Here is a 14,646-nt window from a genome sequence, read left to right on the forward strand (position 1 = left end):
CTTTCCCCTGATACGAGGTTAATGATGACCACACCCGAAGCCGTTGTCGTACTCTGTACCGCCCCGGATGAAGCTACCGCCCAGGATTTGGCAGCAAAAGTGTTGGGCGACCAGCTTGCTGCCTGCGTAACGATCCTGCCTGGCGCGAGCTCGCTCTATTACTGGGAAGGCAAACTGGAGCAGGAATATGAGGTGCAAATGGTGCTAAAAACGTCGCCTGCACATCAGCAAGCGCTGCTGGACAGCCTCAAAGCGCACCACCCGTATCAGACCCCTGAACTTTTGGTTTTACCCGTTATTCACGGAGACAGTGATTACCTCTCATGGCTCAACGCATCCTTACGCTGATCCTGCTGCTGTGCAGCACGTCAGCCTTTGCCGGTCTTTTTGACGCCCCGGGGCGCTCAAATTTCGTTCCGGCCGACCAGGCATTTGCCTTTAATTTTCAGCAAGACCAACGTGTAGTTACCCTAAACTGGCAGGTGAAAGAAGGATATTATCTCTATCGCCAGCACATTAAGGTGACGGCTACGCAGGCAGATATTGGCCCGCTGCAACTCCCGATGGGAGAGAGCCATGAAGATGAATTCTTCGGCAAAAGTGAAATTTATCGCCAGACATTATCGGTACCGGTAGACATCTATTCTGCCGGGAAAGAGGCTTCATTAACGGTAACTTATCAGGGTTGTGCTGCCAGCGGGCTCTGCTATCCGCCGGAGACTAAAGTGGTGCCGGTAAGTGAAGTACGCCCTCTCCCCCAGGAGAGGAAACTGTCCGCACCCGCGACGGAGAGAGCCACTCATCCTGAAGCCGAAGTAACAGCAAATAGCGACGCCGACGCCAGCACCTCCCTCTCTCCCGGGGAAGGAGCTGAGGTAAGAGAAAGCAGCGACGCCGACGCAGCCCTGCCCTTCACTGCCCTGTGGGCATTGTTGATCGGCATTGGCATTGCCTTTACGCCCTGCGTACTCCCCATGTATCCGTTAATCTCCGGCATCGTTCTCGGTGGTCAGCATCGGCTCTCTACCCCTCGTGCGCTACTGCTGGCCTTTATTTATGTACAGGGAATGGCGCTAACTTACACCTCGCTTGGGCTGGTCGTTGCCGCCGCAGGGCTGCAATTTCAGGCGGCGCTTCAGCATCCCTATGTTCTGATTGGCCTGTCCATCATCTTTACCCTGCTGGCTCTCTCAATGTTTGGCCTGTTTACTCTGCAACTACCCTCTTCATTACAGACGCGGCTGGCGCTGATGAGCAACCGCCAGCAGGGAGGTTCTCCCGGCGGCGTATTTATAATGGGGGCGATTGCCGGACTGATTTGTTCTCCCTGCACTACCGCCCCCCTCAGCGCGATCCTGCTCTATATCGCTCAGAGCGGTAATCTGTGGCTCGGCGGCGGCACGCTGTATCTTTACGCGCTGGGTATGGGCCTGCCGCTTATCCTGGTGACGGTCTTCGGCAATCGCCTGTTACCCAAAAGCGGGCCGTGGATGGCGCATGTTAAAACCGCGTTCGGTTTTATTATTCTTGCATTACCGGTCTTTCTGCTGGAGCGGATCGTTGGCGACGTTCAGGGATTACGACTGTGGTCGCTGCTCGGTATCGCCTTCTTCGGCTGGGCCTTTATCACCAGCCTGAAAGCACCGCAGCCGTGGATGCGTGCGGTGCAGATTATCTTGCTGGGTGCCACGCTGGTCTGTGCCCGCCCGCTTCAGGACTGGGCCTTTGGCGCGCCGCCCGGCGCTGAACAGGCGCACCTGAACTTTACCCGCATCACGAATGTGGAAGACCTGGATCGCGCTCTGGCTCAGGCGCAGGGTAAACCGGTAATGCTCGATCTCTATGCGGACTGGTGCGTAGCCTGTAAGGAGTTTGAGAAATACACGTTTAGCGATCCTCAGGTTCGTCAGACATTGAATAACAGTCTACTGTTGCAGGCTAATGTTACCGCCAACAGTGCTGAAGATATTGCCCTGTTAAAACGTCTCAAGGTACTGGGTTTACCGACAATTTTGTTTTTTGATTCCGCAGGTAACGAGCACCCGGAATACCGGGTAACGGGGTTTATGGATGCGCCTGCTTTTCATACACATTTGCAGAATCTGCCGCAGTAAGCGACACTTCTGGGGATTAAATGGAGGAGAACATCGTGCAACGTGAAGACGTCCTGGGAGAAGCCCTTAAATTACTCGAAATAAGAGGGATAGCCAGCACCACGCTAGAAATGGTTGCCGAGCGCCTTGATTACCCGCTGGAGGAACTGCAGCGTTTCTGGCCCGATCGTGAAGCGTTGCTTTACGACGTACTGCGCTATCTTAGTCAACAGGTCGACGCCTGGCGCAGACAGCTTATGCATAATGATGAACTGACTAACGAGCAAAAGCTCCTGGCCCGCTACGGCGCGCTCACCGAATGCGTCAGTAATCATCGCTACCCTGGCTGCCTGTTTATCGCCGCCTGTACGTTTTATCCGGATCCAGACCATCCTGTTCATCAGTTGGCCGATCAGCAAAAAAAGGCAGCATATGATTTCAGTCATGAACTGCTTACCCAACTGGAAGTCGACGATCCGGCAATGGTGGCGAAGCAGATGGAACTGATTCTGGAAGGCTGCCTGAGTCGGATGCTGGTCAACCGCAGCCAGACCGATGTCGACACCGCTCAACGTCTGGCAGAAGATGTCCTGCGTTTTGCGCAGTGCCGCCAGGGCGGTGCGCTGACATAGTGGTCTTTTTGCCGCAAAGTTAAGCAAACAAACCGTATTTAGCGAAATTTCATTGACGTGAATCGATGATTACGGTTTAATGCGCCCCGTTGCCCGGATAGCTCAGTCGGTAGAGCAGGGGATTGAAAATCCCCGTGTCCTTGGTTCGATTCCGAGTCCGGGCACCACTATTCAAAGCCGGTTGGTCAGATATGCAAGATGCAGTTCTGACGGACACGAAGACGAGCCAGTAAAAACACGATGTAACGCTGTTACTTGTGGTTGAGAAAAGGCTCCAGAAAAACAGACTTGTTAGAGCAAGTCTGTTTTTTCGTGCGTGATATTTACAGAAATTCACTGTTAATGTCAAATTGTGTCAGCGACACATTCATCAGACCGCTACATCAACTCCGTTTCCAGTATATCCCTCAGACTATCAACACTTTCATCAATATATTCCAGCGTTGATGTGATACTGACATGACCCAACAGTTTTTTCACCGCGTACAGATTACGCTCCGGTGATTTCATCATATGCGTTGCCACCGTGTGGCGAAACCGGTGCGGCGTTACAGTGAGCTTACACTCTCTGGACAAGCGCCGGAAAAACGCTCTCAGCGGATACTCGTTCATCACCTCGGGATATTTATGCTTTCTCACCAGGTCAAACCACCCAACGTTGAAGACCTGATGATTTCGCTCCATCCCGGCTTCGCCTGCTTTTATCACAAGATACTCCAGTGACGGATAGGGTGCTGACACGACCGGAACCCGATGCTCACGATGATTCCTGGCTCCTTCTATGTTCAAATCGATCCATCGTTCTTCGAGATTTATATCACCAAGCCGGATATGCAGAAGCTGGTTCTGCCGTATGGCGGTATAACGAAATACATTCATAACCGTCAGCCAGAACCAGGTGGGGAACAAGGCATTTCGTCGTCCATTAAACACACTGCAATATCCCCTTTCCTTTTCACATTCCATATACTGTTCCATTAACCGATACATCGTATCCATTTGCGTCTGGGTTAATGTCTTCTTCTTTTTCGTTCCCGGGCGAACTATTGCACCGTTGAAAGGATTTTCAGCCTGCTTCAATAATCCCTGTTTGATACCGAAGTTGAATAGCGCCCGCATATGCGCCACTTTATTATTCCAGGTTCGGGGAGCCAGATTTAGATCGTTAAGTACCGTGTGCCGCCATTTAAGCACGGTCAGATAAGTAATTTCTGCGGGTTGCTGAAGCGTAAAATCCTCAAAAGAACGAACTACTTTCCGATAACTCCACTCTGTCGCTGGCCGTAATGATTTGCTGTAAAAATACTGCTCCGTAAGAAGCTCAAAGGAAATATCATCTGTACGTATCCAACGCGGGGCCTTAATTTCCGCAGCAACATAGCTAGCGCCACCACGCTGTAACCCTGCAATCCCCATGCGGCCAGCGGTTTGATTTCAACGGATTCTGACGATAGCAATGACGTAAGTTTGTCCGGTAACGGTAGCGAAACAGAATGCACGCCGGGCAGCGGCTCAATCGTTCGTGACGGTGCGTACAGACTTTGCGCGGCATAGCAGGTCAGGGCCACCGGCAGCGGAATACGCTCCCACTTCACCAGCTCAACCGCCTGCGCCGGTAATGCGGCAAGACAGGCCAGCAACAACAAAAATCGTCGTAATCTCATCAGTTAAACACTCCCTTTTTCTCTTCCTTAACCACAGGGGCCGCTTCCAGACGCTGCGGCGCTTCCGAGAGACAATCCAGCGTCAGACCGAACGGGTTGGCTTCCGGATTTTTATCCCAGCGCACCACTTTCAGCGGATAGCGCACCAGCGAGCGTTTAACCGGTTCGGAGTTAACATATTCATCGGTAACCAGATCCAGACGAACCTGCCAGTTATCGCGGTCAATAATGGTGACGCTGTCATCCCGGTAGCCCCGTTCCGGGATCTCCGACACACCCCGCACGCGATCCCGCGATTCGCCCAGGTCTTTACGTTGCTTCGCATCCTTGTGCAGCCGTTCCTTGCAGGTCGGCGTCAGGTAGGCCGACAGCGTTTCGATGCGATACGGATAATCAACGTCACCATCCTTCGGCCAGCTGTTCAGTTGCTGGAAGATATAAAAGCTGAAGGCATACACCGTTGAGGGAGGGATTTCCCATCACGGACGGGAGCTGCCGGAGCGGAGATCGAGAGGATTGTGGATGGTCAGATTACGCGGGGACATCATCCAGCCTGACAGCGCCAGAACCCGCGCACACCAGAGGCGAAAAGAAAAAAACAGAGAAGATAATGCAGCGCAAAACATAGTTATTTCCTTATAAGAAAGCCAGACTTAGCTGACAAAAAGATAGATAGCGATAATGATTAAAAGGACTGAGCGAATGGCAAAACGCACTAGCGCCTGCTCTTTGACATGGCCTGCCGCGTACCCCCGATAAACATGTACAAAACCCCACCCCACCCACAAAACCAGTAGCGCAATTAGTGCACCGATAAACACTTTTCTCAGCAGTGCGGGATCGGCGTTGCCACTTGCCACTTAAATGCGCTGGTCTGGGCATCGTTCATGGACGACGCTCCATCCGGTACTGACCGGTTAGAGATCCCGAAGGCACCGGCTGAGCACGGGAAGGCTCCAGGTAGATACCAATGCCCTGGTGAATCGCCTTGATGTCCTGCGTTGCCCACAGGTAATCGAGATAGAGGCATCCGTGCTGCCCATCCTGAACGGCGACAACACGGGCGCGTTCCAGCGCCGCCTGCACCTGATCCAGTTGCTTCATTACCAGCGCCAGCTCGTCAGACTCGGCGGCCTGAAAGCCCGAAACCAGCAAAAAACCCAACAGGCACCATTCCCGGGATGATGGCATGCGCATATAAACCTCCTTCAATGCGATTGCATGTACGGAGGAAGAGTGGCGAAAAGCGTCCCGGAGGGGCAGTAAGAAAACAGAAGTGGAATGTTGAAAATTATGGAAGGGGTAAAACGTGACGCAGAATGCGCCATCGGGATGGCAAAGCTTTGAGATAACCAAAAATAGTAGGTAAATCACTATGTTTTGTTATCTTAAAGCTTGTTAAACTGAGAAAAAACGACGAGATATAGTTATGATAATTTTATTATCTTTACTCGCAGCCTGTGTAATAGGTTCATTACTAATCATTTTCTATACATTGAATGATATATCTCAAAGCTACTGGAGAAAGCGCTTCGAGCAGAGCATTAAAAACGGAATACAACATAACAAACTAAAAAATAAAGATATTTATATATTAGCAAATCGATGGGCAATAAATAAAAAATCGATTCAGCCCTGCCTGGAAAATATCCTTAACCATTACATAAATGCACCCGCCGCATACAAAAATGATTTAGAGCGCATTAGGAATATTATCTATTGGCATAAGTCACAAATCCCCTTCTCTGAACTACCTGAGGACGTAGCAACACAACTTAGACAGTTACAACTCTCTTCGAACTCAAATCGACACACCGTTTCACAATTATCTCAATCACTTGGCGAACTTTACTCTTCAAATAGAAAAGAAGGCGGCCGTGAAAGACTTATTTCCAGGCTTAGCTTATTGGTTGGGTTTATTGGCACAGCGTTTACAATAATAACAATTATATATCCAGATATATCAAAATAAGTACTAAGCCTGGCAAAGCCAGGCTTTTTTTCCGGTCTCACAAACACTTCTTAAAACTCCCCGTCATCACTGAAATCGCCAGCCCTATCATCAATGCCGCCAGTAACAGCAACAGACACCATACCCGGGGTTGTGTCATGCGCATATAAACCTCCTTCAATGCGATTGCATGTACGGAGGAAGAGTGGCGAAAAGCGTCCTGGAGGGGCAGTAAGAAAACAGAAGTGGAATTTAGAAAATTATGGAAGGGGTAAAACGTGACGCAGAATGCGCCATCGGGGTTCTTTGCCACCCCGGCGCAAGTAGGTTTGCGCTCCCTGCAAAACCCGGATTAAAAGCCAGAAAGATGCGCAAGCTTGCTATTCTGACCTTTAATCTGGGCTGTAATTATTTACAGGCTTTTTGGCCTATATAATAAGCAATTGAGTTATCAACAATGGAGCCCATATTTGCGTCAGGCGCAGATAAATTCATTTGCTCGATGGTATCTCCATCACCAAGATATTTAACAGTCCAGGCAGAACAATCATATAAGCGCTTAGAATACGATACTCCTGAGGGTCCCTCTCGTTTAGTTATAATGGTTGCCATATTTCCATTTAACTCATGGTCTAAAATTGTATATTTAGCATTCGAATCTGTCGGTATCGACATAATTGTTGCAGAGATAGCGCTAAATGAAGTCAATGTCATCAATACGAGAATTGCCTTTTTCATATTCACATCCGTCCATTAGATAATCAACGAAATAAAAAAGGCCACGAGCGCGGCCTTTAAACTATTTTGAAAGAAGCTCGTATCTGGTCAGGTCGCAGATACCTTCAGAGATCGGTCGAGGCTGGCGTGTTGATTTTGCTGAATTCAACAGCACATTGAAGACTTCATCTTTTGAAGCGCTAATCTTCTGGCCTTTTGGGGTCGTAAACGTCACTTTTTTGCCATTACGGCCACAAACCACGCTCTCAGTACTGCCGTCCTCATGAACCTGAGTCGCTTCTGGCACCTGGAAAAAGAGGGATTCAGGCGCGACTAATTTTCTCTTTCTCGTCATCATACCTAACTCCTTAGTTCGTCGCGTATGTTGTCTTACAGTATCGCTCATAAATTACTCACCATCAACTAAAGCAGCGTCACGCTTGAACCAGTCAACCAGGTCTGCCGCTGAACGATAGAGGATATCTCTTGATCCATCGTCAGTAATATCCTGGAAACCATGTTCTTCAACGTAATATGCCGCAACTGCCTGATTAATGGGAAACATCAAGCGTACGCCCGAGCCTTCCGTTTCCAGGAGAAACAAAACGATGGCATAAAGTGCAAACTTCAGCATGTTGCCATCAAGGATCGATGGCTGAATCTGAAAATTCTGCAACATCTCAACATTGAGTACATCATCCCCCGGACAGTATTCACAGATACACGCACCTGCGGGCCGATGTCGGGCATCCAGTAGCTTAAAACAAAAGTTGAAGGCGTTATCGTCCCGAAGCATCGCGCCAATTTGATCCCAGGGGAGTTGTCTTTCTTCAGGCATATTCCGCACTGCGGCAATACACCATTCCAGATCCAGTTCACTCAACAGGCAAGCAACGAGAGGCTTATCAGCCTGTCGGAATAATTCATTTGTTTGCTCGACCGCCACTTCACCAGATTCTCGTATCGTCGGTTCAGGCATTCGCGACTCCATCGCATCAAGAATAAGCTATTATAAATAAATCGGTTTTTATACCCTATAAATACTTCTTAAAACTTCCCATCGTCACTGAAATAGCCAGCCCCATCAATAATGCTGCCGGTAATAATAATAAATTCGGATATATTGCAAATGGCGCTGACAGATACAACACGCGCGGTATATACATCGCTAGCTTCACTAGGCATTTAGCATGATGATAAAGAAAGCTCGACTCATACGCCGCACCATAGCGAGGGAGATCGCGCCGTACCATCCCATCCGCGATCCCTACAATGGCAGCCAGGATAAACAACGGCACTGACAACACCAGAATAGTGACCCGCATTAGAAAGACCAGCGACACATACATTGTCGCCATCAGGTATTCATATGCGACCTGTACCGCCCAGGCAATCCAGGCATTTAGCTCATCCGTGACGCCATTGCCGCTTCCTGCAGTCGGCGTCTGAATCGACTGCAACCAGCCAGTAAAGCCGCTGTTCACAAACAGCCACTGATAACCCAGCACGATCCAGCTCTGTAGGGTCACCACCGGCGATGACAGCAGCAAACTCTGCGTAAACCCCTTGGCAAAATAACCGCTTTCCGTCTGCATAACGGCATGGCTATGTTCCGCACCCTGATCCGGCCAGAAGAACGCGATACCGATATATTCCACAATCAGGCTGAACAGCAGCGATACCAGCAACATCCCGATAATGCGCCACGGCATATCCCACAGCAGCACAGTGAGAAAGCCATGCGGCTTTGGCGGGGCTGACGACTGCGCCGTGACCGACGTTTCCACCGCTTCCGGCGGCAAACGATAGCCATCACGTAATGAATGGCAGACGATCCGTTGAACGGAATCAACCCCAAGCTGCCAGGACGGCCCGGCCAGGATCTATAATGCCTGACTCAGGAATGCAGCACTTCCAGATAAATGTCATTCTGCGTCGTCAGCCAGCGCAGCTGCGGCGGCACCAGTTCCGGTTCATGACTCTCGGGCATGTCTTCCCGCCAGCAGGTGACCGGCAGATTCAACTTCGGCTGAGGCTCATTAAAAGAAAATAAAGTCATATCAGCAATATCCTTATAAGGTCAGCTATCCGGTATCGGGGCAAGCCGTGGCCTGAGCAGACCAACATCTTTACGGCGATAACACGAAAAAAGGCTCAACGGCGTGCGCGTAAGGCCTTCCATATGTCCGTTATGCCCGCATCCCTGTTTTCTGCTCCCGGCGCAGTAGTGGACTCCTGCTCCATCTCTTCCGGCCATTTATCCGAATTACGCGGGCACCAGAAGTCCGGGCGTCCCGGGTTTACCGCCTCTTCAGGTACCGGCTCACCTTTCATATACAGGCACAGGTAACTCCAGAGTTGATGCAGCTGCGTCGGGGAGCCGCCGGCGATTTGAAACCGTTCCGTCACATTCAGCGTATCGGGTTCGCACACGGCGCCAAAGAGCTGAAACCCGCCGCTGTAGCGGTCGCTTGAGAAACGCATTTCGCCATGAACATTGGCCCAGCTGAATGCCCGTATGGTGGTCGGCCATCTGGCCCAGGGATTCCACCACTTGCGTTTATAATCGAAGGTGTAGATTTTCTGACGTTTTCTGTTCAGGCGAATGGGTTGATCTCTTGACTCTACGTAATAAACCTTAAAAAATAGAAAACACATTGAAACAAAACAAAAATCCATAAATGCAAATAGTAATACTATTCCACCGCCATTAATACTAATCCCCAACCCATCGATAACATCTTTAATAATAAAAAGTGAAAAAATTATCATGAGCAAAGTGACTGTAGATATAATAATTCCACCAAATAACATCCCACCCCATATGACCCCTTCATAACGAGGGATTTCCATCCAGATATCATTCCTGTTATTCAGCCAGATGAGCTGTGGCGGAATTAACTGTGGGTCAGTATTTTCCGGCATATCCTCCTGCCAGCGATAAATCGGTGGATTGAGTTTAGGCTGAGGCTCATTCCGTGCCTGAAAAAAAAGATTCTGTGGCATCTGGTTTTCCTTAATTCCTTTAAACGCTGGCAGTCAGTTGCAGACTGTTATCGGGATGGGTTTTATCCGGCCAGTAAGTCACCTGGACTTTGGCTCCCGTAAACCTGGTCATATTCAGGGCAAACTCATCTTCGGGCAGCAGCCCGCTTTTTTCCCGGCTTCCTTTGATGACGGCGTTCGCAGGCGGCGGCGTCGACATTCCCATATAAATCTTCCTTCGACCTGTGCCTGCATTACGTGGGTGGATTCAGACGCAGGGCCTTCCATATGTCCGTTATGCCCGCATACTTGTTTTCTGCTTCCGGCACGGTGGTGGACTCCCGCTCCATCTCTTCCGGCCATTTATCGGCCTTACGCGGGCACCAGAAGTCCGGGCGTCCCGGGTTTACCGCTTCTTCAGGTACCGGCTCACCTTTCATATACAGACACAGGTAACTCCAGAGTTGATGCAGCTGCGTCGGGGAGCCGCCGGCGATTTGAAACCGTTCCGTCACATTCAGCGTATCGGGTTCACACACGGCGCCAAAGAGCTGAAACCCGCCGGTATACCGGTCGCTTGAAAAACACATTTCGCCATAAACATCGGCCCAGCTGAATGCCCGTATGGTGGTCGGCCATCTGGCCCAGGGATTCCACCACTTGCGTTTATAATCGAAGGTGTAGATTTTTTGACGTTTTCTGTTCAGACGAATGGGTTGATCTCTGGCAGCAATAAAATATGTTTTCATGAAGAGAACTACAGAGGTAAAAACAATAAAATCACAAAAAAACATAATCAAATAGCCTTCTAAATCGCCAGAATAGCTAGCAATTGAAAAGGATATTGGAAGTATTATAAAACAGGTAACCAACATTAATATTGCACCAAATAACATCCCACCCCATATGACCCCTTCATAACGGGGAATTTCCATCCAGATATCATTCCTGTTATTCAGCCAGATGAGCTGTGGCGGAATTAACTGCGGGTCAGTATTTTCCGGCATATCCTCCTGCCAGCGATAAATCGGTGGATTGAGTTTAGGCTGAGGCTCATTCCGTGCCTGAAAAAAAAGGTTCTGTGGCATCTGGTTTTCCTTAATTCCTTTAAACGCTGGCAGTCAGTTGCAGACTGTTATCGGGATGGGTTTTATCCGGCCAGTAAGTCACCTGGACTTTGGCTCCCGTAAACCTGGTCATATTCAGGGCAAACTCACTTCGGGCAGCAGCCCGCTTTTTTTCCGGCTTCCCTTAATGACGGCGTTCGCAGGCGGCGTCGTCGACATTCCCATATAAATCTCGCTACAGCCTGTGCCTGCATTACGTGGGTGGATTCAGACGCAGGGCCTTCCATATGTCCGTTATGCCCGCATACTTGTTTTCTGCTTCCGGCGCGGTGGTGGACTCCCGCTCCATCTCTTCCGGCCATTTATCGGCCTTACGCGGGCACCAGAAGTCCGGGCGTCCCGGGTTTACCGCTTCTTCAGGTACCGGCTCACCTTTCATATACAGACACAGGTAACTCCAGAGTTGATGCAGCTGCGTCGGGGAGCCGCCGGCGATTTGAAACCGTTCCGTCACATTCAGCGTATCGGGTTCACCCACGGCCCCAAAGAGCTGAACCCCGCCGGTATACCGGTCGCTTGAAAAACACATTTCGCCATAAACATCGGCCCAGCTGAATGCCCGTATGGTGGTCGGCCATCTGGCCCAGGGATTCCACCACTTGCGTTTATAATCGAAGGTGTAGATTTTTTGACGTTTTCTGTTCAGACGAATGGGTTGATCCCGGGGAATAATAAAATATAACTTGTAAAATAAAAAAATTGATGACCACATTAACGTAATATATATAAAAATGATAATTGTTATCGTATAGTCAAAATCATCCATTAGCATAGAAAAAGAATAAAAAGACATAGGGGTGAAAATAGTAAACAAGAAAAAAATCATAAACAAAGCCCCTCCCCACATGATCCCCTCATAACGTGGGATTTCCATCCAGATATCATTTCTGTTATTCAGCCAGATGAGCTGTGGCGGAATTAACTGCGGGTCAGTATTTTCCGGCATATCCTCCTGCCAGCGATAAGTCGGTGGATTGAGTTTAGGCTGAGGCTCATTCCGTGCCTGAAAAAAAAGATTCTGTGGCATCTGGTTTCCTTAATTCCTTTAAACGCTGGCAGTCAGTTGCAGACTGTTATCGGGATGGGTTTTATCCGGCCAGTAAGTCACCTGGACTTTGGCTCCCGTAAACCTGGTCATATTCAGAGCAAACTCACCTTCGAGCAGCAGCCCGCTTTTTTCCCAGCTTTCCTTGATGGCGGTGTTCGCAGGCAGTGTCGTCGACATCCCCATACTCCCCATCGGAGAGATATCAACATGCTGCTGAGCCTGAGTCTTTACGCTATCCTTCTTTGCGGAGGAGGCTGACCGGGCCAATAACTGGCTATCGTATTCACCCTGTGCTGTCAGCTCCACCAGCCAGTCAGAACCATCCTTACTACAGTCCGGCAGCTTCACCTGTACGGCAATTAATCCTGTTCCCGCCGTGTTGAGCACCGCTTCTGCCAGCCTCTCGCGCCGGAGTTGCGCAGATACTCCGCTAGCAATAGTGCGGTACGCGTTTATCGCCTCCTGCAAATCAGCGAGGCTTTTTGCATTCCAGACCTTATCATATTTGCCGCGCTTGCCTTGAATCCCAAAGCAGGTATCGCTCAGCCAGACCTCAAGCGGTGAACGCACTTCGCTCTCTGCCATGGTTGCCAGGACTGCCCCAAGTATTGCCAGCCCGATACAAATACCAATGGGGCCAAATAGAGCGAAATCGGCCGTGAAACCAGCATAAATACCAAAGGCACCAGAAAGAACTGTTACTCCGGAGGAAAAGGCATAAAGCGCTTCTGCGGCAAGGTCCCCATTTTCCTTGGCATCCCAGGCTTTTATTCCCAGAGCAATCCCATCCACAACCGATGCAATCCCGCCAATTACTCCTGCTACCCGGATCAGAGGATGAGCATAAATCTCAGCACCGCGCACAATAACATTGGGTTTCATATTCCAAGGGTCTGTTCCCCAGCGTGCCACCATATGACCGAAACCTATCATCTCCACCGCTGATGCGGTTACCATCAGCACGCTGGAGGTCAGCTTCATTGTCGCCTGAGCGTCTCCGGGAATGGCCGCCTGCAGCGCGTTGAGATTGTCATCCAGCGCACTTTTCTGCAGACCCAGCATCACCGCGCTCAGCACAAACCCCAGCCCGCTGCTGCTGAATACCCGGCGCGGCAGCTGGTATTGCTGGCGGGCAATTTTAAGCGTATCGCCCAGACCCATACTCATTTCTCCTGTCATCAGGGCATTATCCACTGCGTCCTGAGCCAGAATCAGTCCGGGAAAATCTGCCAGCCGGCTGCCATCTTTCAGTATGCTGCCTTTTCGCAATGCGCCGGCACTGCTGCCTGCCCTGCGGGCCGCCTGCTTAGAGGCCGGCGACTCAATGTCTTTCAGTAATGAGGCAAAACGCACGGGGATTTTTCGTTCGAGAAGTTCCGGCTCTGTCACCTGTAGCCAGGCTCCGGTATGTGACGTGTTTTGCGTGTAACTGCCGCTTTGCCGCAGCGTGCTCCATACAGGACGACCCTGGCTGTCGAGTTGCTTAAGCATAATGTCCTGAAATTCACGTACCGTTATCTCCCCGGAGAAAATAGTGACCGCAGGCTCGCCCTCTGAAACCCAGGCCAGCGCCTGCAGAGTTCGAACAAACCCTGCATTTGCTTTCTCAGACAGCGTGTTCTTCACCAGGCTGAAGGCTCCATTCATCGACATGGTGAGACTGCTGACCGGGGTAGTAAAATTCAGACTGTCGACAAAATCACACACTTCCTGGCTGTTGAGCAGTGTTTTCAGGTTAGCGTAACTGGCTGAACCGTTGTAGACCGCGCTTATCAGACCCGCTTCTTTCCCCAGCAGGGAGATAAAAGGCGGGCTGTCCGGGTCTTTCATCCAGTCGTACCACACGGAATTATTCTTATTCATGCCGACCATACCTCCCTGCAGACTTCCGGCCAGCATGTTCAGCTGCGCTGCCCAGCTAATCACACTGGTCGCGGGGGAATAGTCCTGCCTGATGACTGTCAGCCATAACGCTGCGCGATACGCGGCTTCAAGGTCTTTGACAATCGCCGTCATTTTATACTGATAGCCGTCAATCGCGTTTTTGTACCCCTGTGCAAACGTTGCCCGTGCGGGTTCATCGTAATACTTTTCCAGACGGCTCAATGCCTGACTGATTTTTATTGCAATCTGGCTTTCACGGGTGGAGGCGTATGACGCTCCCGGGGTACCAAAATCCTTTATCGTCGGGTCACCTTTAGTCTGTTTCACTATTGAATCGCGGATATTGAGGATGATATCTGAAATGGTACTTTGGTGAAGGTTGTCAGGTATTGAGCGATATTTTGCCAGGGCCTCAACCACATCCAGCCGGGCATGGTTAAGCTCCTGCACCACGCCCACCGGGTCATCCAGCACCAGCGCACAGACCGGGGCAACAAACTGCTGTTGCAGCAGCGCTACCCGGTTGGCCAGCGCAACCTGCTTCT

General features: G+C 50.3%; 18 protein-coding genes, 1 tRNA gene and 1 pseudogene. 5 read left to right on the top strand and 15 right to left on the bottom strand.

Going from position 1 to position 14,646, the window contains the following annotated elements; all coding sequences use genetic code 11:
* Window positions 1–24 precede the first annotated feature (24 nt).
* The 4 genes from cutA (at window position 25) to AC791_RS03215 (ending at window position 2,892) form a co-directional block, all read left to right on the top strand.
* Window positions 25–348, top strand: coding sequence for a divalent cation tolerance protein CutA (cutA, locus tag AC791_RS03200; RefSeq protein WP_049839032.1), 324 nt, complete (start codon window positions 25–27; stop codon window positions 346–348).
* Window positions 324–2,114: a protein-disulfide reductase DsbD gene (locus AC791_RS03205; protein ID WP_049839033.1), complete on the top strand. Its 1,791-nt coding sequence runs from the start codon at window positions 324–326 to the stop codon at window positions 2,112–2,114. Before cutA ends, AC791_RS03205 begins: the two co-directional genes overlap by 25 nt.
* A 35-nt stretch (window positions 2,115–2,149) precedes the next feature.
* Window positions 2,150–2,725: a transcriptional regulator gene (locus AC791_RS03210; protein ID WP_049839061.1), complete on the top strand. Its 576-nt coding sequence runs from the start codon at window positions 2,150–2,152 to the stop codon at window positions 2,723–2,725.
* Between the two features lie 91 nt (window positions 2,726–2,816).
* Window positions 2,817–2,892, top strand: a tRNA-Phe gene (locus tag AC791_RS03215).
* 211 nt (window positions 2,893–3,103) lie between these two features.
* On the opposite strand, the gene AC791_RS03220 is transcribed toward AC791_RS03215, so the two are convergent.
* The 5 genes and pseudogenes from AC791_RS03220 to AC791_RS03235 all read right to left on the bottom strand — a co-directional run bounded on the left by AC791_RS03220 (window position 3,104) and on the right by AC791_RS03235 (window position 5,586).
* On the bottom strand, window positions 3,104–4,057 hold the full coding sequence (locus AC791_RS03220) for a tyrosine-type recombinase/integrase (RefSeq protein ID WP_416202287.1): 954 nt from the start codon (window positions 4,055–4,057) through the stop codon (window positions 3,104–3,106).
* A complete protein-coding gene (locus AC791_RS20940; RefSeq protein WP_072094278.1) occupies window positions 3,976–4,389 on the bottom strand; it encodes a DUF3438 family protein in 414 nt (137 codons plus the stop codon). The genes AC791_RS03220 and AC791_RS20940 overlap by 82 nt, the downstream gene beginning before the upstream one ends.
* Window positions 4,389–5,015 (bottom strand): annotated as a pseudogene (locus AC791_RS03225) (PFL_4703 family integrating conjugative element protein). The gene AC791_RS20940 and the pseudogene AC791_RS03225 overlap by 1 nt, the downstream one beginning before the upstream one ends.
* A 27-nt stretch (window positions 5,016–5,042) precedes the next feature.
* The gene (locus AC791_RS03230; RefSeq protein WP_228136868.1) at window positions 5,043–5,249 is read right to left on the bottom strand and encodes a TIGR03758 family integrating conjugative element protein; all 207 of its coding nucleotides are present in this window, start codon (window positions 5,247–5,249) and stop codon (window positions 5,043–5,045) included.
* Window positions 5,250–5,274: 25 nt separating this feature from the next.
* Window positions 5,275–5,586 carry an RAQPRD family integrative conjugative element protein gene (locus AC791_RS03235; RefSeq protein WP_049839034.1) on the bottom strand — a complete coding sequence of 104 codons (312 nt, stop codon included), beginning with the start codon at window positions 5,584–5,586 and terminating at the stop codon, window positions 5,275–5,277.
* A 232-nt stretch (window positions 5,587–5,818) separates the two neighbouring features.
* On the opposite strand from AC791_RS03235, the gene AC791_RS20315 reads away from it, so the two are divergent.
* A complete protein-coding gene (locus tag AC791_RS20315; protein WP_148677742.1) occupies window positions 5,819–6,361 on the top strand; it encodes a hypothetical protein in 543 nt (180 codons plus the stop codon).
* 387 nt (window positions 6,362–6,748) lie between these two features.
* On the opposite strand, the gene AC791_RS03240 is transcribed toward AC791_RS20315, so the two are convergent.
* The 10 genes from AC791_RS03240 to AC791_RS20535 all read right to left on the bottom strand — a co-directional run.
* Complete coding sequence (locus AC791_RS03240) at window positions 6,749–7,078, bottom strand: hypothetical protein (protein WP_049839035.1); 330 nt, start codon at window positions 7,076–7,078, stop codon at window positions 6,749–6,751.
* A 61-nt stretch (window positions 7,079–7,139) separates the two neighbouring features.
* A complete protein-coding gene (locus AC791_RS03245) occupies window positions 7,140–7,415 on the bottom strand; it encodes a hypothetical protein (protein ID WP_228136869.1) in 276 nt (91 codons plus the stop codon).
* A 51-nt stretch (window positions 7,416–7,466) separates the two neighbouring features.
* Complete coding sequence (locus AC791_RS03250; protein WP_228136870.1) at window positions 7,467–8,036, bottom strand: hypothetical protein; 570 nt, start codon at window positions 8,034–8,036, stop codon at window positions 7,467–7,469.
* A gap of 55 nt (window positions 8,037–8,091) precedes the next feature.
* Window positions 8,092–8,859, bottom strand: a complete 768-nt coding sequence (locus AC791_RS03255) for a TIGR03747 family integrating conjugative element membrane protein (RefSeq protein ID WP_416202285.1) — start codon at window positions 8,857–8,859, stop codon at window positions 8,092–8,094.
* Window positions 8,860–8,954: 95 nt separating this feature from the next.
* On the bottom strand, window positions 8,955–9,116 hold the full coding sequence (locus tag AC791_RS20530) for a hypothetical protein (RefSeq protein ID WP_158443029.1): 162 nt from the start codon (window positions 9,114–9,116) through the stop codon (window positions 8,955–8,957).
* A 95-nt stretch (window positions 9,117–9,211) separates the two neighbouring features.
* The gene (locus AC791_RS03260) at window positions 9,212–9,982 is read right to left on the bottom strand and encodes a DUF6708 domain-containing protein (protein ID WP_049839064.1); all 771 of its coding nucleotides are present in this window, start codon (window positions 9,980–9,982) and stop codon (window positions 9,212–9,214) included.
* Between the two features lie 100 nt (window positions 9,983–10,082).
* Complete coding sequence (locus AC791_RS03265) at window positions 10,083–10,268, bottom strand: hypothetical protein (protein WP_049839038.1); 186 nt, start codon at window positions 10,266–10,268, stop codon at window positions 10,083–10,085.
* A 28-nt stretch (window positions 10,269–10,296) separates the two neighbouring features.
* Window positions 10,297–11,049: a DUF6708 domain-containing protein gene (locus AC791_RS03270; RefSeq protein WP_072094279.1), complete on the bottom strand. Its 753-nt coding sequence runs from the start codon at window positions 11,047–11,049 to the stop codon at window positions 10,297–10,299.
* Between the two features lie 313 nt (window positions 11,050–11,362).
* Window positions 11,363–12,196 carry a DUF6708 domain-containing protein gene (locus AC791_RS03275; RefSeq protein ID WP_228136872.1) on the bottom strand — a complete coding sequence of 278 codons (834 nt, stop codon included), beginning with the start codon at window positions 12,194–12,196 and terminating at the stop codon, window positions 11,363–11,365.
* A gap of 18 nt (window positions 12,197–12,214) precedes the next feature.
* Window positions 12,215–14,646: T6SS effector BTH_I2691 family protein (locus tag AC791_RS20535; RefSeq protein ID WP_049839040.1), on the bottom strand; the 2,432-nt coding region annotated here is incomplete at its 5' end.

It is taken from the genome of Klebsiella sp. RIT-PI-d (assembly GCF_001187865.1).
Taxonomy (GTDB): Bacteria; Pseudomonadota; Gammaproteobacteria; order Enterobacterales; family Enterobacteriaceae; genus Superficieibacter.

Excerpts from the sequence above, each read along its gene's own strand:
- AC791_RS20940 (WP_072094278.1), bottom strand. The coding sequence starts at position 4,389 with ATGAGATTACGACGATTTTTGTTGTTGCTGGCCTGTCTTGCCGCATTA.
- AC791_RS20315 (WP_148677742.1), top strand. The coding sequence starts at position 5,819 with ATGATAATTTTATTATCTTTACTCGCAGCCTGTGTAATAGGTTCATTA.
- AC791_RS03250 (WP_228136870.1), bottom strand. The coding sequence starts at position 8,036 with ATGCCTGAACCGACGATACGAGAATCTGGTGAAGTGGCGGTCGAGCAA.
- AC791_RS03240 (WP_049839035.1), bottom strand. The coding sequence starts at position 7,078 with ATGAAAAAGGCAATTCTCGTATTGATGACATTGACTTCATTTAGCGCT.
- AC791_RS03270 (WP_072094279.1), bottom strand. The coding sequence starts at position 11,049 with ATGCCGGAAAATACTGACCCGCAGTTAATTCCGCCACAGCTCATCTGG.
- AC791_RS03205 (WP_049839033.1), top strand. The coding sequence starts at position 324 with ATGGCTCAACGCATCCTTACGCTGATCCTGCTGCTGTGCAGCACGTCA.
- AC791_RS03265 (WP_049839038.1), bottom strand. The coding sequence starts at position 10,268 with ATGGGAATGTCGACGCCGCCGCCTGCGAACGCCGTCATCAAAGGAAGC.
- AC791_RS03275 (WP_228136872.1), bottom strand. The coding sequence starts at position 12,196 with ATGCCACAGAATCTTTTTTTTCAGGCACGGAATGAGCCTCAGCCTAAA.
- AC791_RS03235 (WP_049839034.1), bottom strand. The coding sequence starts at position 5,586 with ATGCGCATGCCATCATCCCGGGAATGGTGCCTGTTGGGTTTTTTGCTG.
- AC791_RS20530 (WP_158443029.1), bottom strand. The coding sequence starts at position 9,116 with ATGACTTTATTTTCTTTTAATGAGCCTCAGCCGAAGTTGAATCTGCCG.
- AC791_RS03245 (WP_228136869.1), bottom strand. The coding sequence starts at position 7,415 with ATGATGACGAGAAAGAGAAAATTAGTCGCGCCTGAATCCCTCTTTTTC.
- AC791_RS03260 (WP_049839064.1), bottom strand. The coding sequence starts at position 9,982 with ATGCCGGAAAATACTGACCCACAGTTAATTCCGCCACAGCTCATCTGG.
- cutA (WP_049839032.1), top strand. The coding sequence starts at position 25 with ATGACCACACCCGAAGCCGTTGTCGTACTCTGTACCGCCCCGGATGAA.